The 23,202-nt window shown below is 43.3% G+C and carries 23 protein-coding genes; 18 read left to right on the forward strand and 5 right to left on the reverse strand.

The features are described 5' to 3' along the window. Positions 1-85 precede the first annotated feature (85 nt). From atpD to ilvA, 16 genes are all read left to right on the forward strand, one after another. The gene (gene atpD, locus GSY63_RS18780) at positions 86-1,591 is read left to right on the forward strand and encodes a F0F1 ATP synthase subunit beta (RefSeq protein WP_166587366.1); all 1,506 of its coding nucleotides are present in this window, start codon (positions 86-88) and stop codon (positions 1,589-1,591) included. Positions 1,592-1,671: 80 nt separating this feature from the next. Then, entirely contained in the window at positions 1,672-1,926 is a 255-nt protein-coding gene (gene atpC, locus GSY63_RS18785; RefSeq protein ID WP_166587367.1) for an ATP synthase F1 subunit epsilon, read from the forward strand. Between the two features lie 195 nt (positions 1,927-2,121). Next, positions 2,122-2,514, forward strand: a complete 393-nt coding sequence (locus tag GSY63_RS18790) for a VOC family protein (protein ID WP_166587368.1) — start codon at positions 2,122-2,124, stop codon at positions 2,512-2,514. Between the two features lies 1 nt (position 2,515). Next, a complete protein-coding gene (locus GSY63_RS18795; protein WP_166587369.1) occupies positions 2,516-3,100 on the forward strand; it encodes a hypothetical protein in 585 nt (194 codons plus the stop codon). A 446-nt stretch (positions 3,101-3,546) separates the two neighbouring features. Then, positions 3,547-5,256 carry a dihydroxy-acid dehydratase gene (gene ilvD / locus GSY63_RS18800; protein ID WP_166587370.1) on the forward strand — a complete coding sequence of 570 codons (1,710 nt, stop codon included), beginning with the start codon at positions 3,547-3,549 and terminating at the stop codon, positions 5,254-5,256. Between the two features lie 93 nt (positions 5,257-5,349). Further along, positions 5,350-7,098, forward strand: a complete 1,749-nt coding sequence (gene ilvB / locus GSY63_RS18805; protein ID WP_166587371.1) for a biosynthetic-type acetolactate synthase large subunit — start codon at positions 5,350-5,352, stop codon at positions 7,096-7,098. Between the two features lie 27 nt (positions 7,099-7,125). Further along, complete coding sequence (gene ilvN, locus GSY63_RS18810; RefSeq protein WP_166587372.1) at positions 7,126-7,716, forward strand: acetolactate synthase small subunit; 591 nt, start codon at positions 7,126-7,128, stop codon at positions 7,714-7,716. Between the two features lie 125 nt (positions 7,717-7,841). Then, positions 7,842-8,906 carry a ketol-acid reductoisomerase gene (ilvC, locus tag GSY63_RS18815; RefSeq protein WP_166587373.1) on the forward strand — a complete coding sequence of 355 codons (1,065 nt, stop codon included), beginning with the start codon at positions 7,842-7,844 and terminating at the stop codon, positions 8,904-8,906. 111 nt (positions 8,907-9,017) lie between these two features. Next, positions 9,018-10,436 carry a 3-isopropylmalate dehydratase large subunit gene (gene leuC / locus GSY63_RS18820; protein ID WP_166587374.1) on the forward strand — a complete coding sequence of 473 codons (1,419 nt, stop codon included), beginning with the start codon at positions 9,018-9,020 and terminating at the stop codon, positions 10,434-10,436. Between the two features lie 22 nt (positions 10,437-10,458). After that, positions 10,459-10,740, forward strand: a complete 282-nt coding sequence (locus GSY63_RS18825; RefSeq protein ID WP_166587375.1) for an antibiotic biosynthesis monooxygenase family protein — start codon at positions 10,459-10,461, stop codon at positions 10,738-10,740. 97 nt (positions 10,741-10,837) lie between these two features. Next, positions 10,838-11,428: a 3-isopropylmalate dehydratase small subunit gene (leuD, locus tag GSY63_RS18830; RefSeq protein ID WP_166587376.1), complete on the forward strand. Its 591-nt coding sequence runs from the start codon at positions 10,838-10,840 to the stop codon at positions 11,426-11,428. 98 nt (positions 11,429-11,526) lie between these two features. Further along, positions 11,527-12,321: a methyltransferase domain-containing protein gene (locus GSY63_RS18835; RefSeq protein ID WP_166587377.1), complete on the forward strand. Its 795-nt coding sequence runs from the start codon at positions 11,527-11,529 to the stop codon at positions 12,319-12,321. Between the two features lie 90 nt (positions 12,322-12,411). Continuing rightward, entirely contained in the window at positions 12,412-13,485 is a 1,074-nt protein-coding gene (gene leuB / locus GSY63_RS18840) for a 3-isopropylmalate dehydrogenase (protein ID WP_166587378.1), read from the forward strand. 114 nt (positions 13,486-13,599) lie between these two features. Continuing rightward, positions 13,600-14,358 carry a methyltransferase domain-containing protein gene (locus tag GSY63_RS18845; protein ID WP_166587379.1) on the forward strand — a complete coding sequence of 253 codons (759 nt, stop codon included), beginning with the start codon at positions 13,600-13,602 and terminating at the stop codon, positions 14,356-14,358. Positions 14,359-14,451: 93 nt separating this feature from the next. After that, positions 14,452-15,615, forward strand: coding sequence for a 2-isopropylmalate synthase (locus GSY63_RS18850; RefSeq protein WP_166587380.1), 1,164 nt, complete (start codon positions 14,452-14,454; stop codon positions 15,613-15,615). Between the two features lies 1 nt (position 15,616). Then, the gene (gene ilvA, locus GSY63_RS18855; RefSeq protein ID WP_166587381.1) at positions 15,617-16,867 is read left to right on the forward strand and encodes a threonine ammonia-lyase IlvA; all 1,251 of its coding nucleotides are present in this window, start codon (positions 15,617-15,619) and stop codon (positions 16,865-16,867) included. Positions 16,868-17,131: 264 nt separating this feature from the next. Here ilvA and GSY63_RS18860 read toward each other — a convergent pair whose 3' ends face one another. From GSY63_RS18860 to GSY63_RS18875, 4 genes are all read right to left on the reverse strand, one after another. Then, on the reverse strand, positions 17,132-18,130 hold the full coding sequence (locus tag GSY63_RS18860; RefSeq protein WP_166587382.1) for an ABC transporter ATP-binding protein: 999 nt from the start codon (positions 18,128-18,130) through the stop codon (positions 17,132-17,134). Between the two features lie 73 nt (positions 18,131-18,203). Continuing rightward, entirely contained in the window at positions 18,204-19,028 is an 825-nt protein-coding gene (locus GSY63_RS18865; protein ID WP_166587383.1) for an outer membrane beta-barrel protein, read from the reverse strand. Between the two features lie 27 nt (positions 19,029-19,055). Continuing rightward, entirely contained in the window at positions 19,056-19,892 is an 837-nt protein-coding gene (locus tag GSY63_RS18870; protein ID WP_166587384.1) for a hypothetical protein, read from the reverse strand. Next, positions 19,876-20,442, reverse strand: a complete 567-nt coding sequence (locus tag GSY63_RS18875) for an RNA polymerase sigma factor (protein WP_243749287.1) — start codon at positions 20,440-20,442, stop codon at positions 19,876-19,878. Before GSY63_RS18875 ends, GSY63_RS18870 begins: the two co-directional genes overlap by 17 nt. Positions 20,443-20,560: 118 nt before the next feature. On the opposite strand from GSY63_RS18875, the gene GSY63_RS18880 reads away from it, so the two are divergent. Both GSY63_RS18880 and GSY63_RS18885 read left to right on the forward strand, forming a co-directional pair. Continuing rightward, a complete protein-coding gene (locus tag GSY63_RS18880; RefSeq protein ID WP_166587386.1) occupies positions 20,561-21,823 on the forward strand; it encodes a metal-dependent hydrolase family protein in 1,263 nt (420 codons plus the stop codon). Positions 21,824-21,952: 129 nt separating this feature from the next. Next, positions 21,953-22,477, forward strand: a complete 525-nt coding sequence (locus tag GSY63_RS18885) for a GNAT family N-acetyltransferase (protein ID WP_166587387.1) — start codon at positions 21,953-21,955, stop codon at positions 22,475-22,477. A gap of 160 nt (positions 22,478-22,637) precedes the next feature. Here GSY63_RS18885 and hemJ read toward each other — a convergent pair whose 3' ends face one another. Continuing rightward, positions 22,638-23,171 carry a protoporphyrinogen oxidase HemJ gene (gene hemJ, locus GSY63_RS18890; protein WP_166587388.1) on the reverse strand — a complete coding sequence of 178 codons (534 nt, stop codon included), beginning with the start codon at positions 23,169-23,171 and terminating at the stop codon, positions 22,638-22,640. Between the last annotated feature and the right edge of the window lie 31 nt (positions 23,172-23,202).

Here is a 23,202-nt window from a genome sequence, read left to right on the forward strand (position 1 = left end):
TCTTAACTTTGCGCCTCTGAAATATTATGTATTAATAATATATACTCAGTAAGTAAAATATTCTTTTTAAAATACCAGGTTATATATGCCAAACATTGGAAAAATATCACAGATCATCGGTCCGGTAGTTGACGTAAGCTTTGGCGATGATGCACATCTGCCCAAAATTTACAATGCACTGGAAATTACCAGAGCTAATGGTCAGAAAGTTGTTTTAGAAGTACAACAGCACTTAGGTGAAGACCGCGTGCGTGCCATTGCAATGGACTCTACCGACGGCTTACTGCGCGGCATGCCAGTTACCGATCTGGAATCGCCAATCAGAATGCCAATAGGCGAGGATATCAAAGGCCGCGTATTTAACGTGGTTGGACAAGCGATTGACGGTATCGAAGATTTAGATACTACAAACGGTCGCCCTATTCACAGCAACCCTCCACGTTTTGAGGATCTATCAACAGAAACTGAAGTACTGTTTACCGGTATTAAAGTTATCGACTTGTTAGAGCCTTATGCTAAAGGTGGTAAAATTGGATTGTTTGGTGGTGCCGGTGTTGGTAAAACCGTATTAATCCAGGAGTTGATCAACAACATCGCAAAAGCATATTCTGGTTTATCAGTGTTTGCAGGTGTAGGTGAGCGTACCCGTGAAGGTAACGACTTACTTCGCGAGATGATCGAGTCTGGCATTATCACTTACGGTGAAGAATTTTTACACTCAATGGAAAAAGGCGGATGGGATCTGTCTAAAGTAGATAAAGAAGTTTTAAAAGACTCAAAAGCAACCTTCGTGTTCGGTCAAATGAACGAGCCCCCTGGTGCACGTGCACGTGTAGCCTTATCAGGTTTAACTATTGCTGAGTATTTCCGCGATGGTGATGGCCAGGGCAAAGGACGCGATATCCTGTTCTTCATTGATAACATCTTCCGTTTCACCCAGGCAGGTTCTGAGGTATCAGCGTTGTTAGGCCGTATGCCATCAGCGGTAGGTTACCAACCAACTTTGGCTACTGAGATGGGTATGATGCAAGAGCGTATCACTTCTACCAAACGTGGTTCAATCACTTCGGTACAAGCTGTATACGTACCTGCGGATGACTTGACCGACCCTGCGCCGGCTACAACTTTCGCCCACTTAGATGCTACTACTGTATTATCACGTAAAATTGCCGAGCTAGGTATTTATCCTGCGGTAGATCCATTGGATTCAACCTCACGTATCCTTAGCGCTACTGTATTAGGTGATGAGCATTACAATACTGCACAACGCGTAAAAGAAACCTTACAACGTTACAAAGAGCTGCAAGACATCATCGCCATTTTAGGTATGGATGAGCTTTCTGAAGAAGATAGATTAACTGTATCACGCGCTCGTCGTGTACAACGTTTCTTATCTCAGCCATTCCACGTAGCAGAGCAGTTCACTGGTTTGAAAGGCGTTTTGGTTGATATTAAAGATACCATCAAAGGCTTCAATATGATTATGGACGGCGAAGTGGATGAGTATCCTGAAGCTGCATTTAACTTAGTAGGTAGCATTGAAGATGCTATTGAAAAAGGTAAAAAATTATTAGCAGAAGCAAATAACTAAAATTTGTTGTCGGTTGTCAGTTATCGGTTATCTGAAAAGAGCTTGGTACTGACAACAGACAACTGATAACCGACAACTGAATGATTTTAGAAATCTTAACTCCCGATAAAAAAGTGTTTGAAGGCGAAGTAGCTTCAGTTACTGTACCCGGCACTATGGGATCATTTGAAATATTGAACAACCACGCCCCTATCATCTCTACTTTAGAAGATGGCAAGCTGATCGTTCGCACGGGTGGTAACACTAAACAGGAAGTTTATCTGATACATGGCGGTGTTGTTGAAGTTTTAAATAACAAAGTAATGGTGTTAGCCGAAGGCATTACCCACCGTTGATCTTTAAACTGATATTTATAAAAAGCCTTTCGAGTTTCGAAAGGCTTTTTTTGTGAGATAAGCTGAAGCTTTGCTGTCATGTTGAGGCACTCGAAACATGGTGCAAAGGCCTTTGCGCACTACACTTCGGGCGCCTCAGTGTGACAGCCATTCGTAGTGCAAATTTTTTCTAACTTCGATCTGCAAACATCTATTATGCAATTCAAAGTCAACTTAGATACCATCATCCTTTACGTGCAAAACGTAGATAACTTAAAAGCTTTTTACACCGATACTTTCAATCTTAAAGTTATTGAAGAATATCATTCAACCTGGGCACTTCTGGAAGCCGGGAACTGTAAGATCGGCCTGCACAAAATCGGCGCGCAATATTGGGACGAAAGTAAAGGCGCTTTCAAATTCGACAACAATTCTAAAATCGTTTTTGAGATTGATGAGGACCTGAATAAAGTTCGTGAGCATTTCATTAATCAAAACGTAGCCATGCGGGAAATCAAAACCTTCGATAATTATGATTACTGGCTTTGCGATGGCGAAGACCCGGAAGGGAATGTTTTTCAATTGAGGCAAAGGAAGCAACTTTTATAACATGATAACCAAAGAGAAAGTCAGGATATTCGATCACTACAGCGGAGATAGAGATGCATTCATATTATTAAGTAAGGATGAAGACAAAACCTTATTTGAGAATGATGACTGGGCATTAATTCATACCTTTTACGAAAACATTTTTTCAATAAACGGGCGACTTACATCTGAGGAATTTACGAAGAGCTTATTAAAGGATTTAAAAGCTCGATGCAACGAGGAAGCTTTTTATTTATTAACCTCAAAAATAAATTCATATTCAGATTTTCAAAAAATCGCAGATATTCTTAAACAGATTAAAGCAATTACTCATGCTGACGCCGACACAATATGGGCTGGCTTTGATAATGCCACTCTATTTTTAAAAGATTTAGATCGAGATATAACCGGCATCCAATTTTGTAGCTTCATTAGGTTGGAAAAGATAAATTTGGAATTTCTCGTAACCTCAACTTATCAGGAACTTTCAATGTCAAATGGCTGGGGAGATCATTATCTAAGATTGGCTGAGACTTTCGACCAACTATACAATAGGTTGACTAAAAAGAAGCTGGACAACAGGCCTTCTTCGCAAGTGCAACCTTGATGAAAAAACCACTTAATTCCAAATGGATTTCAGTTTGTTCTTCTTACGCGCGTTTGCAACGCGTACTTAAAACTTCCGGACATTTAAATGCCCTACATCCAACCCATTTTCTACAACTTTTTTCACCGTTCTGTCAGTTTTACGCCGAAAATCGCCCCTCATACTATGCATGCATAACAAGCATACCGAATACCAATTTCAACTTTGGTATAGTAGCCTAAATATTTAATTTTATAAAAACCAACTTTTAAGATATATAAATTCGATAATTTTATTTTATCGATATATAATTCTTATTTTATTTTTTTTATTTAGGTATTGTATATCCGTCGGCATCTCTCTACTTTACAAATAACAAATTTACATCGACCATTGTATCAACCTAAATTAAGTGCTAACCACCATTTGGTCATTGTAATTAACAATTAATAAATACATTCTTAATAATGAGTACTACAACTGATACCGAACAAAGCGTAGAATTAAACCGCTACAGTAAAACCCTAACCGCCGACCCTACCCAACCGGCTGCACAGGCCATGCTTTATGGTATTGGTTTAACTGATGATGATTTGAAAAAACCTCAGGTTGGCATTGCCAGCATGGGTTACGATGGCAACACCTGTAACATGCACTTAAACGACTTAGCCAAAGTGATTAAGACGAGTACATGGGAAGAAAACATGGTAGGCCTTATATTTAATACTATTGGCGTAAGCGATGGTATGAGCAACGGTACCGAAGGTATGCGTTACTCGTTAGTAAGTCGCGATATTATCGCCGACTCTATCGAAGCCGTTTGCGGCGCTCAATATTACGATGGTTTAATTACCATCCCTGGTTGCGATAAAAACATGCCGGGTTCATTAATTGCCATGGGCAGGTTAAACCGCCCCTCTATTATGGTATATGGCGGTACTATTAAACCAGGCCACTGGAAAGGCGAAGACTTAAACATCGTATCGGCATTCGAAGCTCTGGGTAAAAAAATTGCCGGCCAGATAGATGATGTAGATTTTATGGGCATCGTTAAAAATGCTTGTCCTAGCGCGGGTGCTTGTGGTGGTATTTATACTGCCAATACGATGGCTGCAGCTATCGAGGCGTTGGGTATGAGTTTGCCATACTCGTCATCAAACCCGGCTTTGAGCGAAGAAAAACAAGCGGAATGCCGTGCAGCAGGGAAGTACATTTATAAACTGCTGGAGAAAGATATTAAGCCTTCGGATATTATGACCCGCAAGGCATTCGAGAACGCTATTATTACTATTATGGTAATGGGCGGTTCTACCAATGCGGTATTGCACTTAATTGCAATGGCAAAAAGTGTAAATGTGCCATTAACACAAGATGATTTCCAGGAATTAACAAACCGCACTCCCTTATTGGCCGATATGAAGCCAAGTGGTAAATACATGATGGAAGACTTGCACAATGTAGGTGGTGTTCCGGCGGTAATGAAATATCTATTAAAACTAGGTTGGTTGCACGGCGAATGCCTTACCGTAACAGGCCAAACATTGGCAGAAAATTTAGCCGAAGTTCCTGAACTGGATTTCGATACCCAAAAAGTAATTCTTCCGGTTGAACAGGCGATTAAAGCTACCGGCCACTTACAGATCCTTTATGGAAACTTAGCTACGGGTGGTAGTGTTGCCAAAATTACCGGTAAAGAGGGAGAGCGTTTTGAAGGCCCTGCCCGCGTATTTGATGGCGAATTCGAGTTGATTCATGGGATCCAAAGCGGCCGTGTTAAATCAGGCGATGTTGTAGTTATCCGCAATGTTGGCCCTAAGGGAGCCCCAGGTATGCCAGAGATGTTGAAACCAACCTCTGCTATTTTCGGTGCTGGTTTGGGCAGTTCGGTAGCACTGATTACGGATGGCCGTTTCTCTGGTGGTACACACGGTTTCGTGGTAGGCCATATTACACCAGAAGCTTATGATGGTGGCGGTATTGCCTTTGTAAAAGATGATGACAAGATCATTATCGACGCTGTAACCAACCAGATTAACCTCATCATCAGTGATGAAGAAATGGCAGCACGAAGAGCAGCTTGGGTTCAGCCTAAATTAAAAGTTACTAAAGGAGTTTTATACAAATATGCCAAAAGCGTTACCACGGCAGCCGAAGGTTGCGTAACGGATGGAGAATAATAAAGAGTCGATAGATAATAGTTGATCGTTCATAGCCGAATAAAAGCACTATGATCTATGATCCATCAACTATGAAAATAAAAACAAAGTAATATGAACGAGACAGCAATTGCACAGCAGGAATTAGTAACTGCACCCGAAAACGAGGTAGCAGTAGAGCTTACAGGATCAGCCGCTTTACTAGAGGCACTACTGGTCGAAGGCGTCGATACTATTTTTGGTTATCCCGGTGGCGCAATTATGCCCGTCTATGATGCTTTGTATGATTATAAAGAAAAACTTAACCACATACTGGTTCGCCACGAGCAGGGTGGTATCCACGCCGGTCAGGGTTATGCACGTACCTCTGGTAAAGTGGGTGTTGTGTTTGCAACCAGCGGCCCGGGCGCTACCAACTTAATCACCGGCTTAGCTGATGCACAAATTGATAGCACACCATTGGTTTGTATCACCGGTCAGGTGTTTGCACACCTTTTAGGTACTGATGCTTTCCAGGAAACCGATGTGATCAACATATCAACGCCGGTAACCAAATGGAACTATCAGATCACTGATGCTACCGAAATTCCAGAGGTACTGGCTAAGGCATTTTACATTGCGCGCAGCGGTCGTCCAGGTCCGGTTTTGATTGATATTACCAAGAACGCACAGATTCAAAAGTTCCAATTCAAGGGCTATACCCCTTGCACGCATATTCGCAGCTATAGGCCCAAACCAATTGTTCGTCACGAATATATTGAGCAGGCTGCTGCATTGATCAATCAGGCTAAGAAACCATTTATCCTGTTTGGTCAGGGCGTAATCTTGGGTTCTGCAGAGCAGGAGTTTAAAGCTTTTGTCGAAAAATCCGGAATCCCTGCAGCATGGACCATCTTAGGCGCAGGTGCTATCCCTACAGATCATCCGCAAAACGTGGGTATGCTGGGCATGCACGGCAACTATGGTCCTAACGTATTAACTAACGAGTGCGACGTGCTGATTGCTGTTGGTATGCGTTTCGATGACCGCGTAACCGGCCGTTTAGATAAATACGCTAAACAGGCGCAGGTTATCCACTTGGATATTGACCCTGCTGAAATCGACAAAAACGTAAAATCAACTGTACCGGTATGGGGTGATTGTAAAGAGACTTTACCATTGCTTACTGCCCAGGTTGATAAAAAAGATCACACCGAGTGGTTAGCCAAATTTAACGAATATACCGCCCAGGAAAACGAGGCTGTTATTAACAACGAATTGCACCCCACTACCGATGAAATGACCATGGGTGAGGTAATCGATCAATTAAATATCCTAACAAAAGGGGAAGCTGTTATTGTAACCGACGTAGGCCAGCACCAAATGGTGGCCTGCCGTTATGCCGACTTCAAAAACACCCGCAGCAACGTTACCAGCGGTGGTTTAGGTACAATGGGCTTTGCATTACCTGCAGCCATCGGTGCTAAATATGGTGCACAAGATCGCACTGTAATTGCCATCATCGGCGACGGGGGTATGCAAATGACCATCCAGGAATTGGGTACTATTATGCAAAGCGGCGTAGATGTTAAAATCATCATCCTTAACAACCGTTTCTTAGGTATGGTACGCCAATGGCAGGAGTTATTTAACGAGCGTCGTTACTCATTCGTAGATATTCAAAGTCCTGATTTTGTTCAGGTGGCTGCTGGGTATCGCATCCCGGGCAGAATGATTGAAGATCGTGCTGATCTGCAACCTGCACTAGAGCAGATGCTGAACAACAAAGGTTCTTTCTTATTAGAAGTAATGGTAACTAAAGAAAACAACGTTTTCCCGATGGTACCGCAAGGTTGCAGCGTTAGCGAAATCAGACTTAAATAAACCCCACGGAGTTTTAAAGAAACAAAAATGGAAAAGCAGGAATTTAACATCACCGTTTATACCGAAAACCAGATTGGTCTGCTGAATCGCATCGCCATCATTTTCACCCGTAGAAAGATCAATATCGATAGCTTGAACACCTCTCCTTCTGAGATTAAAGGTATCCACCGCTTCAACATCGTTATAGATGAATCTGAAGAAGTGGTACGCAAACTTTGCCGTCAGATTGAGAAACAAGTTGAGGTATTAAAAGCATACTATCATACCAATGCCGACGTTATTTGGCAAGAGATGGCCCTTTATAAGGTACCGGCCGATATTATTGCCGAGAAGGCAAGCGTTGAGCGTTTATTACGCGAAAACGGCGCCCGTGCAGTTGTGATCCGTAAAGATTACATCGTGTTTGAAACTACCGGTCACCGTGAAGAAACCGATAACCTAATTAAGGTTCTGCAACCTTTCGGCCTGATTGAATTTGTACGCAGCGCACGCGTGGCAATTATCAAAGACAGCGAAGGCTTTAACTCTAAGATCCGCGAATTTGAACGCTTAGAGCCGAGCGAAGACGTAATCGAAAACGAATACCTGAATAAAGGACAAAAGGTGTTTACGATGTAGTAAAGTTGATAGGCAATAGATCGTGATCATAGCCGAATTCGAGCTACTATGAACTATCAACCATTAACTATGAACTAAAACAATTGACAAATTAACGCATAATCGAATTATCAAATTAAATACAAATGGCACAATTAAATTTTGGCGGCACTGAAGAAAACGTAGTAACCCGCGACGAATTTCCACTATCGAAAGCACAGGAAGTACTTAAAAACGAAGTAGTAGCTGTTATCGGTTACGGCGTTCAAGGCCCGGGTCAGGCGCTAAACCAAAAAGACAATGGTATCAATGTTATCGTTGGTCAGCGTAAAGGTTCAAAATCATGGGATAAAGCTGTTAGCGATGGCTTTGTACCTGGCGAAACCCTTTTTGAAATTGAAGAAGCCCTTGAAAAAGGAACTATCTATTGCTACCTATTAAGCGATGCTGCACAAATTGAATTGTGGCCAACTGTTAAAAAACACTTAACCCCGGGTAAAGCATTATACTTTTCTCATGGCTTCGGTATCACTTTCAAAGAGCAAACCGGCATCGTTCCTCCTGCAGATGTTGACGTATTTTTGGTTGCACCTAAAGGTTCTGGTACATCATTGCGTCGTATGTTCTTACAAGGTCGCGGCTTAAACTCAAGCTTTGCTATCTTCCAGGATGCTACCGGCCGTGCATGGGAAAGAGTTGTTTCATTAGGTATTGCCGTAGGTAGCGGTTACCTGTTCGAAACAGATTTCAAAAAAGAAGTTTACAGCGATTTAACCGGCGAGCGTGGTACACTGATGGGTTGTATTCAGGGTATCTTCGCTGCACAATACGAAGTATTACGCAGCAAAGGCCACACACCTTCTGAAGCATTTAACGAAACTGTTGAAGAGTTAACTCAATCTTTAATGCCATTAGTTGCTGAAAACGGTATGGACTGGATGTATGCAAACTGCTCTACTACTGCACAACGTGGTGCATTAGACTGGTGGAAAAAATTCCGTGATGCTACTAAACCTGTTTTCGAAGAGCTTTACGAAAGCGTTGCTACCGGTAAAGAATCACAACGTTCTATCGACTCTAACAGCCAGCCAGATTACCGCGAGAAACTGGATGCAGAATTGAAAGAATTACGCGACAGCGAATTATGGCAGGCAGGTAAAACTGTACGCAGCTTACGCCCGGAAAATCAGGCGGTAGAAAGCATTAGCTAATAACCTCTCCCCAACCCTCTCCAAAGGAGAGGGAGCAAGAAATGGTTAATTTATATCAATACAAAAAATAAAAACCTCCCTGTTATTTATACGGGGAGGTTTTAAAAGGTTATGGGAAATACATTATTCGATAAGATTTGGGACGCCCACGTAGTGAGCAGTAAGGAAGGATTTCCTGATATTTTATATATCGATACCCATTTTATACACGAGGTAACCAGTCCGCAGGCATTTGATGGTTTGCGTAAACGTGGTTTACCCGTACTTAGGCCAAAACAAACCGTTGCCACAGCAGATCATAACGTGCCAACATGGGACCAGCACCTGCCCATCAAGGAGGAGCTTTCGCGTTACCAGGTTGATATGCTGACTAAAAACTGTGCTGAGTTTGGTGTTGAGCTTTACGGCTTAGGCCATCCTTACCAGGGCATTGTACACGTAATTGGCCCCGAGCTGGGGATAACTCGTCCGGGCGGCACTTACGTTTGCGGCGATAGCCATACATCAACCCATGGTGCTTTTGGTGCAATTGCGTTTGGTATTGGTACATCGCAGGTAGAACAAGTTATGGCTACACAATGCCTTCTGCAATCTCGCCCAAAAAGGATGAAAATTGAAGTGAACGGCAAACTGCAAAAAGGTGTTGGCGCTAAAGATATTATCCTTTATATCATTTCTAAAACCACAGCCGCAGGCGGTACCGGTTATGCTGTTGAGTATGCCGGTGATACCATCCGTTCATTAAGCATGGAAGGCCGCATGACCATCTGTAACATGAGCATCGAAATGGGGGCCCGTTGCGGATTGATCGCTCCTGATGATACTACAATCGAATATGTAAAAGGCCGCGAATTTGCCCCTAAAGGCGAAGAATGGGATAAAGCAGTTGCCTACTGGAAAACGCTTTACTCTGATGATGATGCACAGTTCGACAGTGTATTGAGCTTCAACGCCGAAGATATTGAGCCGATGATCACCTACGGAACCAATCCGGGTATGGGCATCGGTGTAACACAGCATGTACCGGTTACTGCTGATGTTGATCCAACAGAACAAAAATCTTATGCCAATTCATTGGCTTATATGGGTGTGCACGATGATGAATCGCTGATCGGAAAACCGATTGACTATGTGTTTATCGGTAGCTGCACCAACTCACGTATCGAAGACCTGCGCGAGGTGGCCGCCTTTGTTAAAGGCAAACACAAAGCGGATAATGTTACCGTATGGGTAGTACCTGGCTCTAAACAAGTACAGGAACAAGCCATTGCTGAAGGCTTGGACAAAGTATTTGAATCGGCTGGTTTCCCGCTGCGCGAGCCAGGTTGCAGCGCTTGTTTAGGTATGAACGAAGACAAGATCCCGGCAGGCAAATACTGCGTATCAACTTCGAACAGAAACTTCGAAGGTCGTCAGGGACCTAATTCACGTACCATATTGGCGAGCCCGTTAACAGCAGCCGCAGCGGCGGTTACCGGTAAGATTACGGATATACGCGAATTACTATCTGAAGGAGAATTGGTAGGATAATACAACTTGTCATTGCGAATACATGATACTCGAAGTTGCCATATTAAATGTAATACCGGGATCTGAAAATGATTTCATAGCTGCGTTTGCAAAAGCACAGCATATTATATCGGGTATGGCGGGCTATATTTCACATCAATTAAAAAGATGTATTGAAAATGCAAGCCGCTTCATTTTACTAGTCGAATGGCAAAAGCTATCAGACCATACTGAAGGCTTCAGAAAATCAAAAGAATATATAGAATGGAAAAGCCTGTTGCATCATTTTTATGATCCTTTTCCAACTGTAGAACATTATCAATAAAGAAAAATTTGTCATTGCGAGCGACAGCGTGGCAATCTCGTCGCTAATCATACTACGAGATTGCTTCGTTCCTCGTAATGACATAAAGAAAGATATAATGTCAACAAAAATTTTTAAACACATTCAATCAACAGCAGTACCGTTGCCGATTGAAAACATTGATACCGACCAGATCATTCCGGCAAGGTTTCTAAAAGCCACCACTCGAGAGGGCTTTGGCAATAACCTTTTCCGCGATTGGCGTTTTGATGAGAACGATAACCCAAAAAAGGATTTCGTGCTTAACAACCCAACATACTCGGGCAAGGTGCTAGTAGCCGGTAAAAATTTCGGCTGCGGAAGTAGTCGCGAGCATGCTGCCTGGGCACTCTCAGACTACGGTTTCGACGCCGTGGTAAGCAGTTTCTTCGCTGATATTTTTAAAGGCAACGCCCTCAATAACGGGTTGTTACCAGTACAAGTAAGCGACGATTTTTTAGCAAAAATTTTCGATGAGCTTTACAGCGATAAAGACGCACAGATAGAAATTGATCTGGAGCAACAAGTTATCCGCATTAGCAATACTGGTGACGAGGAAGCATTCGAGATCAATCCATACAAAAAGGCTTGCTTAATTAATGGATATGATGATATCGATTATATCCTGAGCAATAAGGCTTTGGTAGAAGAATTTGAAGCGAAACAGTAAAGGCCCCCAGCCCCCTAAAGGGGGAGTAGGAGTGCTAAATAAATTCAACAATTAAAAAATAAACTTCTGTTCCCCTTTAGGGGGTTAGGGGGCTCGGCATGGCAGATAACAAATTCATAAAACGAGATCCATCAACAAGCAAATTGTTTGATGAGCGTAGTCTGCAAAGAGATTACGCAACGCTTACGTCTTTGTTAAAACCGGGTCTGAAAGTACTGGATGTTGGTTGCGGAACAGGTGCCATTTCAAAAGATATAGCCAATATCATTGGTCCGCAAGGACACATTACCGGGATTGATAATACAGGACACTTTATTGAAAGCGGTAAGGGAACTTACAAGGATGTTGAAAATCTGGAACTAATCCACACAGATCTGTTTGATTTTCACCCTGAAGAAAAGTTCGACCTTATCGTTTCGGCACGTACTATTCCATGGCTAAGCAATCCACAGGAAGCCGTTGCCAAGATGAAAAGTATGCTTAAGCCTGGCGGTTGGTTATCCGTTTTAGATTATGACCACACCGAATTGGAGTGGACACCGGAGCCGCCTTTAAGCATGCGCAGGTTTTATGCTACCTTTTTAAGGTGGCGCTCTGATGCTGGTATGAACAACGAAGTTGCGGAAGATGCCAAGGGCTTTTTCGAAGAATTGGGTTTCCGGAACATCGAAGTGCTGAATGCAGATGAAGTTTATGAAAAAGGCCAATCTGATTTTGAGCATAAAATCAGCATCTGGAGTAAAGTAGCCGCCATGAATCAGATTGTGGAAGAAGGCTACATTAGCGATGCAGACCGTTTGCAAGCCATTGAAGATTACAATCAATGGGTTGCAGCCGACGCAAAGCAAATGATAATGAAATTGAAAGAAACAAGAGGACAAGTAGCCCCCTAACCCCCTAAAGGGGGAATCGGAAAGGTGAACGAAATAAATAATAAATTAATAACATAAAAACCAAATTCCCCCTTTAGGGGGTTAGGGGGCATGAAGAAACACATCTTAGTTATTCCTGGTGATGGCATTGGGCCCGAGGTTACAACCTGGGGCAAAGCTGTTTTAGAGGAAATTGCTGCACAATACAATCACGAATTTACATTCGACGAAGCGTTAATGGGCCACGTAGCTATCGAGGCTACCGGCAATCCGCTGCCCGACGAAACTTTAGAGAAAGCAAAAGCAAGCGACGCTATCCTATTTGGTGCCGTTGGTCATGCTAAATATGATAATGATCCTTCTGCCAAGGTTCGCCCGGAGCAGGGATTATTAAAGATCCGTAAGGAACTAGGCCTATATGCTAATCTACGCCCAATCATGTTATTTGATGAGCTGTTAGACGCATCAAGCTTAAAGCCGGAAGTATTGCGCGGTACAGATATCCTGTTTTTCCGCGAGCTGACCGGCGACGTTTACTTTGGCGAGAAGAAACGCAGCGAAGATAGAAACACCGCGTCAGACCTGATGATCTACCACCGTTACGAAGTGGAGCGCATCGCCAAAAAAGCATTCGAAGCTGCACAAGTGCGTGGTAAACGTTTATGCTCAGTAGATAAAGCAAACGTACTGGAAGCATCACGCCTATGGCGCGAGGTAGTTCAGGAACTGGCTAAACAATATCCTGATGTAGAGACCGAACACATGTTTATAGACAATGCCGCAATGCAACTGGTTAAGAATCCTAAAAAGTTCGACGTTGTACTTACCGCTAACCTGTTCGGCGACATCCTTACCGACGAGGCTTCGCAAATTGCAGGTTCTATGGGTATGCTGGCATCTGCTTCTATTGGCGATGGTACGGGTTTCTTCGAACCTATCCACGGTTCGGCGCATGACATTGCCGGTCAGGATAAAGCCAATCCATTGGCCTCTATCCTATCGGTTGCTTTGATGCTGGAGATTAGTTTCGGTCTTAAAGAAGAAGCTAAGAAAATTACTGACGCAATCGACAAAACATTAAAAGATGGCTATCGCACCGGCGACATTGCTGATGCGAATACCGACAAAGCCAAAATCTTAGGTACCCAGGCAATGGGGCAAAAGGTTTTGGAGTACTTAAAGTAACCCCTCCCGGCCTCCCCGAAGAGGGGGAGTTCTGGATGGATTACAATACTGTATTATTTAATTAACCATTAAAATTAAAAAGCACTCTCCTTTGGTGAGGGTTGGGAGGGGTTTATGAACTGGAACGCTGATTTATATGATCAAAAACATGCTTTCGTTTACCAATTTGGTGAAAACGTGGTAGAACTGCTGGACGTTAAACCCGGCGAACGTATACATGATGTAGGTTGCGGTACCGGTTACCTCACCCAGCAGATCAAAGATCTGGGCGCTGATGTTATAGGTACAGATTATTCGCCGGAGATGATTGCGCAAGCGCAAAAGCTTTACCCCGAAGTAAAGTTTGAGGTTGCTGATGCAGGCGATTTTAAGTTTGATGAACCTTTTGATGCAGTTTTTAGTAATGCTGCCCTGCACTGGGTAAAAAACCAGGATGGCATGATGAAATCTGTTTATAACAGCCTTAAACCAGGCGGCCGTTTTGTAGCCGAAATGGGTGGTAAAGGCAATGTTGAGAAACTGATCAGCGCTACTAAAACCACGCTGGAGAAACATGGCTATCATAAACAGGCTCAGATCAACCAATGGTATTTTCCGTCGGTTGGCGAGTATGCGAGCCGGTTAGAGTCACATGGTTTTCGCGTGGCTTTTGCATCGCACTTCGATCGCAAAACTCCACTGCAGGATGGATCGCAAGGCGTATCAAAATGGATAGAGATGTTTGGCTCGGTTTATTTTAAAGATATACCAGAGCAGGACAAACAACAGATATTGGCAGAAATTACTGAATTGCTTCGCCCTTATTACGATGAGAACGGACAATGGTATGCCGATTACAAAAGATTAAGATTTATAGCTGTAAAAGAAAAGTAGCAAGTACTAAGTATCAAGTAGCAATACAAAAAACATCTTGCTACTTGGTACTAGATACTTAATACCTAATAAACATTTAAAACAAAAAGAAACATGCTACACGACCCGAATCGCGTTTATGTATTTGACACCACCCTGCGTGATGGTGAACAAGTACCAGGCTGTCAGTTAACTACGCCCGAAAAAATTGAGATTGCCCGCGAGCTGGAAGCACTGGGCGTGGATATTATAGAAGCAGGCTTCCCTGCATCAAGTCCGGGTGATTTTCAAAGCGTTGTTGAAATTGCTAAGGCTGTTAATAACCCAACTATTTGCGCATTAACACGTGCACATCAGAAAGACATCGACGCAGCTGTTGAAGCGCTTCAATATGCCAAACATCCACGCATCCACACTGGCATTGGCTCATCTGATATGCACATCAAAACCAAATTCAACAGCACCCGCGAAGAAATTCTGGAGCGTGCGGTTGCTGCGGTTAAATACGCCAAAAAATCGGTTGAAGACATCGAGTTTTATGCCGAGGATGCCGGTCGTGCCGACATTGTTTACCTGGCACAAATGGTCGAAGCTGTAATTGCAGCCGGCGCAACCGTAGTAAACATTCCTGATACCAATGGTTATTGCCTGCCAGACCAATATGGTAGCAAGATCAAGTATCTAAAGGAGAACGTTAAAAACATCGACAAAGCCATTATATCTGTACACTGCCATAACGATTTAGGTTTGGCTACTGCCAACTCAATTGCTGGTTTACAGAATGGTGCCCGCCAGATTGAAGGTACCATTAACGGCATAGGCGAACGTGCAGGCAATACCTCTATTGAAGAGGTGGTCATGGTGCTGAAAACACACCAGACTTTAGGCCTGCACACCAACATCAACACCAAAATGTTTTACGAACTGAGCCGCATGGTGAGCACCCAAATGCGCATGGTGGTTCAGCCTAATAAAGCTATTGTTGGTGCTAACGCCTTCGCGCATAGTTCTGGTATACACCAGGATGGTTTCCTGAAAAATCGCGAGAATTATGAAATTATTCGTCCGGAAGATGTTGGTTTCCCTAGCGCAAGCATTGTGTTGACTGCACGCAGCGGCCGTCATGCTTTGAAGTTCCACTTAGAGCGTTTAGGTTATAGCTTGAGTAAAGAGGAATTGGCCGATGTTTACGCCAAATTCTTAACACTGGCTGATAGTAAACTCGATATTAATGATGATGATTTGAAAAGCCTGATGGTTGGTCAGTTAGTTAAATAGCATGGATACGGAAACCAAATATCATCTTGATTTCGAATCTGCCGCACAAAGGCTAAAAGGCGTTGTACGCCGTACGCCTTTGGAGTTTAACCAGGGCCTGTCAGATCGTTTCGACTGCGAAATTTACCTGAAACGCGAAGACATGCAGGTTGTACGCTCTTACAAACTGCGTGGCGCTTACAATATGATCAGCCAGCTAAATGAAGATCAGATGCGTCGTGGTGTAGTTTGCGCCAGTGCAGGCAACCATGCACAAGGCGTGGCTTTCTCCTGCAAAAAGCTGGGTACACGCGGAGTTATCTTTATGCCCGAAATTACCCCAAATCAAAAGGTTAAACAAACCCAGATGTTTGGTAACGGAAGCATTGATATTGTGTTGGTTGGCGATACTTTTGACGATTGCTTGAAAGAAGCGCTGGCTTACACCGAGTCGCACAACATGACATTTATCCCCCCTTTCGACAATGAACGCATTATCGAAGGCCAGGGAACTGTAGGTGTAGAAATATATGAAGACCTGCCCGATACCGAGGTAGTAATTATGCCTATCGGTGGCGGCGGCTTAGCTGCCGGTACAGGCACTTATCTTAAACAGCAAAACCCCAACATCGTATTAGCTGGTGTTGAACCAGAAGGCGCACCCTCTATGTTTAAGGCATTAGAGGCTGGCGAACCGGTTACCCTACCAAAAGTAAACCGCTTTGTCGACGGTGCTTCTGTTAAGCGCGTAGGTTCGTTAAACTTTGAAATTTGCCAGCAAATTTTAGATGATATGCTTACCGTGCCCGAAGGCAAGGTTTGTACCGCCATACTTAAACTTTATAACGAAGACGCTATTGTGGTTGAACCCGCAGGCGCCTTATCTGTTGCAGTGCTCGACCTGTATAAAGAGCAGATCAAAGGCAAAAAAGTAGTTTGCATTGTAAGCGGAGGCAATAACGATATCGATAGAATGCAAGACATTAAAGAGCAGTCGCTGCTTTACGAAGGTCTGAAACATTATTTTATCGTTCGTTTTCCGCAACGCCCGGGAGCTTTGAAATTATTTGTAAGCGAGGTATTGGGTCCGCATGATGATATTACCCGTTTCGAATTCATCAAAAAAACCGAACGCGAAAGTGGTCCTGCACTAGTAGGTATCGAGCTTCGCTCGGCAGATGATTACGCCGCCTTGTTGGAGCGTATGGAGGCGAACCGTTTTGAGGTAATTGAGATCAATAGGGATCAAACTTTGTTTGAGTATTTGGTTTAATTGTCTGAACCAGAATTCATAGAATTTGGAAATTAACAGAATTTCCTTGCAGAGACACAGAAACTTGTGTCTCTTTTTTGTTTAATATAGCTTAGCACAGAGACACAAAGTATTGTGCTTCTGCGAATTTATCCTTCAACAATTCTCCGCCCGTCATGCTGAACTTGTTTCAGCACCCCATAGGACAGGTGGCAAACTTTTCAAATCTACTTATTAGGGGGGGCCCGATCCCAATAGCTGTTGGAACAGGATGACTACAAGAAATCAAAACTCCAGATGCTTACTCACCTTAACATTCACACCCTTGCCTAAAGCATATTTGCCAACCTCAAGATTAAACATTTTAATGCTAATGCCATCGTGCGTTAGTATCAGTTCTTCGTAAGGACCTTTAAAGAGTATATGAGCAACTATCCATTTCTTCGGCATAAAGCTTTGTACAATGCTTATCCACTCGGGGTAAATGACCACCTTCTCCATCGTGGCCTCGATATGAAGTTCTTTAGCCTGCTGATTATTTAACACATTGCAATTACTCAGCAATTTGGCAGTGTAGAAATTTTCGGGGTGATTATACATGCCATGAGGCGTGCCATGTTCAATGATCTCTCCGTTGCGGATTACCACCAACTCATCGGCCATAGAGAGTACTTCAGCCGGATCGTGCGATACCATAATTACGGTTAAGCCTGTCTCTTTTACTATATTCCGAATGTCGCGTTGCAGCCCTTCACGAAATGAAGTATCAACCTGGTTAAAGGGCTCATCCAAGAATAAAACTTCGGGCTTTAAGGCTAATGCACGGGCGATAGCAACCCGCTGCTTTTCGCCACCACTTAACGTGGCTATTTTTTTATCGGCCATGTGCAGCATGTTTAACTGCTGTAATAATTCTTCCGATCGCTCTTTCTTATATTTCAGATTGGTGTTGGGCAATAAGGTTGCAATATTATCCCACACATTGGCAAACAGGTTCAAATCATCTGCATGTTGTGTAACCATTTTCATGCTGTCATGTCCGGGAATTAATTTCTCCTCCGGTCCCCATATCTTCTCGCCCCTAAACCTAACCTCGCCCTGCTGTGGCGAAAGCAAACCGTACAATAAACGTAGTAGAGTACTTTTACCACTACCGCTTTCGCCTATAATTGCTGTAATAATTCCGGGCTGAATTTCTATACTAACGTTACGCACACCGGCCGAGTGCTTACCATCGTATACCTTGCTAATTGCCTTGGCTTGTAAAAAAGGATGATCTGACATTGGCGGTAAATATACATAAAACAACAAAGGCCACCGATATACCGGCAGCCTTTGTAATACATTAAGAGGTATGCTAAAACCCAACTGTTATACCAAAAGAGAAGTTCTTAAGCCCATCCTGCGCCGGACTATTCTCAAACATATCGTTAAAGTAGTATTTGGCAAACAGACCGGCAAAGCCATAACCAATACGGGTGAAAACGCCATAACGCATTTTAGTATAATGGTAATCGTCGTCAACTTTTTGTTTTCCGTTTTCCTCACTTATCTGCTTTACACGTCCGTTTAGCAACAACCCTACATCCGGGCCGGCCACCAAATGGAATCTACGTCCATTGGCATCTTCATGCGAGCGGTAGTCGAAAGAAAGTGGGATGCGGAGATAGGTGGATGAAAACCGGTTTTTGCTGTAGTCAATATCATCCTGGGTGTAAGTTAACACCGGCGCATTCTTTTGTATGGTGATATTTTCGCGCAGGCGGATATGTGTCCAATCGAAACCGCCCGATACATAAATCTTAAAGGCACTGTTAAAACGATATCCAAACTGCAGCAGGTCAAACCCAACATTGCTAGTTTTCCACGAGCGGTATCTTAAAAAGTTATTTTGAGGTGATAAGGTAAAGCTGCCATTATCAATCAGCGTAGCCAAACCTAAATCGAAGCGGGAAAACGTTAGCCCGAATGAGAAACCCGGTGCCTTGCTATGCTCGTAGTAATGCGTGGTATCAATACCATTAGCATCTAAATGAGGCTTGTTGTCGCTATGTCCAAAACTTATATGGAAGCCTTTTTTTGCTTTTGTGGTATCGCTGGCAGTTTTAGTACTATCTGCGTTTTGGGCAAAAGCAGCCATAGTGGCTACACAGACTGCAGCTGTAATCAATAGTCGTTTCATGTTATATGTTTAGTTTGAGCGTATATCTTATTTGTCTTTTTTCACTTTTACAATACCAAGGTTAAGGCCAGTTATGGTTGATTCATCATCATCAGTATTGCTAAATTCTATCACCTTATCCTGGCGTTTATCTACTTTGGCAACTACCACATTAATGAGGTCGCCGATACTGTTTAAACTATGCTTCTTAGCACGAGCATTACCTTTGCCAGCTGGTAATTGAGCAACAACCGGTTTAGCGGTAGTTTTAAATTCATCTGCGTTTTGAACCACAGGCTTCACATCGTTCAAAGCTTCATCGGGCACTACAGCTTTAGTAATTTTTATATCGTTACCTGTTGCTGCTGCTAACGTATAAGGTTCGGCAATTGTTGAGATTTCCGGTGCAGATTCGTCAGATTGCGACTTATCAGCACTGTTTGAATGCCTAACAACTGTTAAAGTTTCCGAACGCTTAACAGCTTTTGTACTGCCATTCTCCTTGTGCTGGTTAGTTGTTTGGCTTGGCTTAACTACTTCCGCAGTTAATTGCTGATCGCCAGTCGATTGCAGTATCGGATTATTTTCATCATTATCGTCATGTTCATCACGTAGGATATTGGTATTAGCTCCGTGCTTTTTAGTAATATTTTTTACAACCCGCGGCTTAACGCCGTCAGTCCCTTTTAATAAGAAGAACAGACCGATACCAAGAATTACTGTAACACTAGCTGCTATACGCATTACCGGTATAAGCGTACGCTTTTGCTTAGCGCCATCGAGTTCTACTACAATCCCTTTCCACACTTTTACCGAAGGTTCAACCTCCACGTTATCCAGTTTAGCACGGAATAATTCGTCGATATCTTTATCCTGCATATCCATAATTTTCTCCTTCTGTTTTAATCACTTGTTCTTTCAAAATAGCGCGTGCTCTAGAGAGCTGCGATTTCGAAGCGCCCTCAGTAATCCCCATTATTTCCCCAATTTCTTTATGCGAATATCCTTCTATAGCATAAAGGTTAAATACCATTCGGTAGCCGGGCGATAAGCGCTGGATCATGGCCATTAAATCTTTAGCATCCAGATTGGCTGCCGCTGCCGCGTTTATAGATTGCCCCGGTGCGGTATCGTCTATTTCCACATGCATCATTTTATGGTGCTTACGATAATACTCTATCGAACTATGTACCATAATACGGCGCACCCATCCTTCAAAAGCCCCCTCCCCCCTGTAATCGTCTATTTTCTGAAACACCCTCACAAACCCATTCTGCAACATATCTTCCGCCTCCATTTTATCTACTGCATATCGCATACAAACCGCTAGCATCTTGGCTGCAAGCTGCTTATAAAGCAATTCCTGCGCTTTTCGGCTACCCTTTCGGCAATCGTTTATCAGGTCTTCGGTGGTATGTTTATGTTTCAGAAGCAGCATTTATTCTTAAGATGATAACCGGGGCTAATTGGTTGCAAGCATATTTAACTTTTTTTAACTTTTTATAAATATACTTTTAACTGCGGTTCGGGCTATGTTTTTATCTTTAGCTATTATGAAAAAACTCGCCTCCTTATTGCTACTTACATTTATCGCACTTTGCAGTAACGCACAAGAACATAAAGCAATTTTATTAAAGCCCGACCGTGTTTTCGACGGCCAGCAAATGCATAACGGCTGGTGGGTATTGGTGACCGATAACCGCATAGAGGCCGTTGGAGAAGCGGCCAGCATTAACGTACCGGCATCGGCACAGATAATAGATTTAAAAGGCGCTACCTTACTCCCTGGCTTTATCGAAGGCCATTCGCACATGTTCCTTCACCCTTATAATGAAACAAGCTGGGATAATCAGGTATTAACCGAGAGCCGGGCCGAGCGTACTGCAAGGGCGGTTAACCATGCCCGCGAAACGCTGATGGCCGGATTTACCTCAGCTCGTGATTTGGGTACAGAAGGTGCTGGCTATGATGATGTGGGCTTGAAAGCAGCCATTAACAAAGGCGTCATACCCGGCCCGAGACTATTGGTTGCCACACGCGCTATTGTTGCTACCGGAAGCTACGGCCCCAAAAGCACTGTAACAGAAGCTATTTTACCCAAAGGTGCCGAAGAAGCTGACGGCGTTGATGGGTTGACCCGGGTAATTCGTTCGCAAATTGGTTATGGTGCCGATGTAATTAAATTATATGCCGATTACCGTTGGGGACTTAATGGAACCGCAGCACCAACCTTTACCGCCGACGAATTAAAACTGGCTGTGCAAGTAGCAAGCAGTAGCGGTCGGATGGTGGTTGTACACTCGGCCACTGACGAAGGCATGCGACGTGCCATTGCTGCTGGTGTTAAAACTATAGAGCATGGCGACGGCGGCAACGCCGAAATATTTAAACTGATGAAAGAAAAAGGCATTGCATTATGCCCAACGCTGTCGGCTACCGAAGCCATAAGCGGTTACCGGGGCTGGAAAAAAGGTGTAGATGACGAACCAGAGGGTGTGAAAAATAAGCACGCCATGTTTGCCGAAGCCCTAAAATCGGGCGTAACAATTTGCATGGGTGGTGATGTAGGGGTTTTTCCTCATGGTGACAATGCCCGCGAGATGATTTTAATGGCCGAATATGGAATGAAGCCCATAGACGTTTTAAAATCAGCCACTTCCGTGAATGCGACAGTATTTGGACTAAAAAATTTAGGACAAATTAAAAACGGATATCTGGCGGATATTGTTGTAGTAGATGGCAATCCCGTTGATGATATCAAAACAGTTAAGCAAGTAAAGTTGGTGATGAAGGACGGGGTGATTTATAAGCAGTAACACACATGTAAAACCCAATTTGTCATTGCGAGCGATAGTGTGGCAATCTCGTCGCATGCATAACTTTGTAAGCGACGAGATTGCCACGTTGTTCCTCCTCGCAATGACAAACTTTATAAACTTAGCATAATGAACATCAACCTCTCTCCCTTCCCAGCACTCACAACTGAGCGCCTCGTATTACAAAAACTTAGTGCAGAAGATGCTAACGCAATACTAAGTCTCCGCTCTGACGATGTTGTAAACACTTACCTCGACAGAGCTCCTGCTACAAGCATACAGGACGCCCGAGACTTTATTCAAAAGATTGAAAGTACACTTCAAAATAAACAAGGAGTTTATTGGGTTATCAGCCTCAAAACAAATGATGACTTAATCGGCACTATTTGCTATTATAATTTTGATTTAGAAAATAGCACAGCCGAAATCGGATATGAACTATTACCCCAATACCACGGAAAAGGATTAATGCAGGAAGCTATTGAAAAAGTACTTACCCATGGATTTGAGGTGATGCAGTTAAATTCAATAACAGCCTTTCCTCGTATGGATAATGAAAGCTCGATAAAGCTTTTAAAGCGTAATGGATTTGAATTGGGTGAATTGGTGGAAGATAATTATGCGATGTATGTTTTGCGGTGGGCAACTGGATAGTTCCACCACGTCATCCCGAACTTGTTTCGGGAACCCACAGGACAGGTAGCAGACCTCAAATATCTTAGACTTGGCATGTGGGGTGCTGAAACAAGTTCAGCATGACGAAATTGCCAGTAAGTCTCGATTCCGACTCTTGATTCTCGACTCGCTTTAAAAACTACTTCTTCAACCTATAATACTTATAGATCTTCACCGCCGACATAATTACCATCGAGAAGGCGATAATTCCCAGCACACCAAAAATCCAGTTAAGGGCACTTTTCAACACTACTAAAAAGACTATAGCGAAGAGAAAAATAGTTGCTAACTCGTTCCAGATGCGGAGTTGGGTTGATGTCCAGGTGTAAATACCCTGGCGCATCTGTTTCATTTTGTGGATGCAGATAAAATGGTAGGCTACTAAACCTAGCACGAAGGTAAGCTTCACATGCATCCAGGGCTGCTTCAACCATTCAGGTTGGATAAACAGCATGCTAATACCTGCAATGAGGGTAAGCAACATAGCCGGTGTGGTAATAATGTTCATGAGCTTACGCTCCATTATCTCAAACTGGTCCGACAGTACTTTACGCTCCGCCTCTACCCTTTCCTGAGCTTCGGTATGGTAAATAAAAAGCCGCACAACATAAAATAGCCCAGCCATCCAGCTGACTACAAATATGATGTGTATGGATTTTAAGTAGAGATACATACCCCCTAACCCCCTAAAGGGGGAATTATTA

The sequence above is a fragment of the Mucilaginibacter agri genome (genome assembly GCF_009928685.1).
GTDB classification, from domain to species: domain Bacteria; phylum Bacteroidota; class Bacteroidia; order Sphingobacteriales; family Sphingobacteriaceae; genus Mucilaginibacter; species Mucilaginibacter agri.

Bases quoted from the DNA above. Each gene is read 5' to 3' on its own strand.
- atpD (WP_166587366.1), top strand. From the start codon at position 86: ATGCCAAACATTGGAAAAATATCACAGATCATCGGTCCGGTAGTTGAC.
- atpC (WP_166587367.1), top strand. From the start codon at position 1,672: ATGATTTTAGAAATCTTAACTCCCGATAAAAAAGTGTTTGAAGGCGAA.
- GSY63_RS18790 (WP_166587368.1), top strand. From the start codon at position 2,122: ATGCAATTCAAAGTCAACTTAGATACCATCATCCTTTACGTGCAAAAC.
- GSY63_RS18795 (WP_166587369.1), top strand. From the start codon at position 2,516: ATGATAACCAAAGAGAAAGTCAGGATATTCGATCACTACAGCGGAGAT.
- ilvD (WP_166587370.1), top strand. From the start codon at position 3,547: ATGAGTACTACAACTGATACCGAACAAAGCGTAGAATTAAACCGCTAC.
- ilvB (WP_166587371.1), top strand. From the start codon at position 5,350: ATGAACGAGACAGCAATTGCACAGCAGGAATTAGTAACTGCACCCGAA.
- ilvN (WP_166587372.1), top strand. From the start codon at position 7,126: ATGGAAAAGCAGGAATTTAACATCACCGTTTATACCGAAAACCAGATT.
- ilvC (WP_166587373.1), top strand. From the start codon at position 7,842: ATGGCACAATTAAATTTTGGCGGCACTGAAGAAAACGTAGTAACCCGC.
- leuC (WP_166587374.1), top strand. From the start codon at position 9,018: ATGGGAAATACATTATTCGATAAGATTTGGGACGCCCACGTAGTGAGC.
- GSY63_RS18825 (WP_166587375.1), top strand. From the start codon at position 10,459: ATGATACTCGAAGTTGCCATATTAAATGTAATACCGGGATCTGAAAAT.
- leuD (WP_166587376.1), top strand. From the start codon at position 10,838: ATGTCAACAAAAATTTTTAAACACATTCAATCAACAGCAGTACCGTTG.
- GSY63_RS18835 (WP_166587377.1), top strand. From the start codon at position 11,527: ATGGCAGATAACAAATTCATAAAACGAGATCCATCAACAAGCAAATTG.
- leuB (WP_166587378.1), top strand. From the start codon at position 12,412: ATGAAGAAACACATCTTAGTTATTCCTGGTGATGGCATTGGGCCCGAG.
- GSY63_RS18845 (WP_166587379.1), top strand. From the start codon at position 13,600: ATGAACTGGAACGCTGATTTATATGATCAAAAACATGCTTTCGTTTAC.
- GSY63_RS18850 (WP_166587380.1), top strand. From the start codon at position 14,452: ATGCTACACGACCCGAATCGCGTTTATGTATTTGACACCACCCTGCGT.
- ilvA (WP_166587381.1), top strand. From the start codon at position 15,617: ATGGATACGGAAACCAAATATCATCTTGATTTCGAATCTGCCGCACAA.
- GSY63_RS18860 (WP_166587382.1), bottom strand. From the start codon at position 18,130: ATGTCAGATCATCCTTTTTTACAAGCCAAGGCAATTAGCAAGGTATAC.
- GSY63_RS18865 (WP_166587383.1), bottom strand. From the start codon at position 19,028: ATGAAACGACTATTGATTACAGCTGCAGTCTGTGTAGCCACTATGGCT.
- GSY63_RS18870 (WP_166587384.1), bottom strand. From the start codon at position 19,892: ATGGATATGCAGGATAAAGATATCGACGAATTATTCCGTGCTAAACTG.
- GSY63_RS18880 (WP_166587386.1), top strand. From the start codon at position 20,561: ATGAAAAAACTCGCCTCCTTATTGCTACTTACATTTATCGCACTTTGC.
- GSY63_RS18885 (WP_166587387.1), top strand. From the start codon at position 21,953: ATGAACATCAACCTCTCTCCCTTCCCAGCACTCACAACTGAGCGCCTC.
- hemJ (WP_166587388.1), bottom strand. From the start codon at position 23,171: ATGTATCTCTACTTAAAATCCATACACATCATATTTGTAGTCAGCTGG.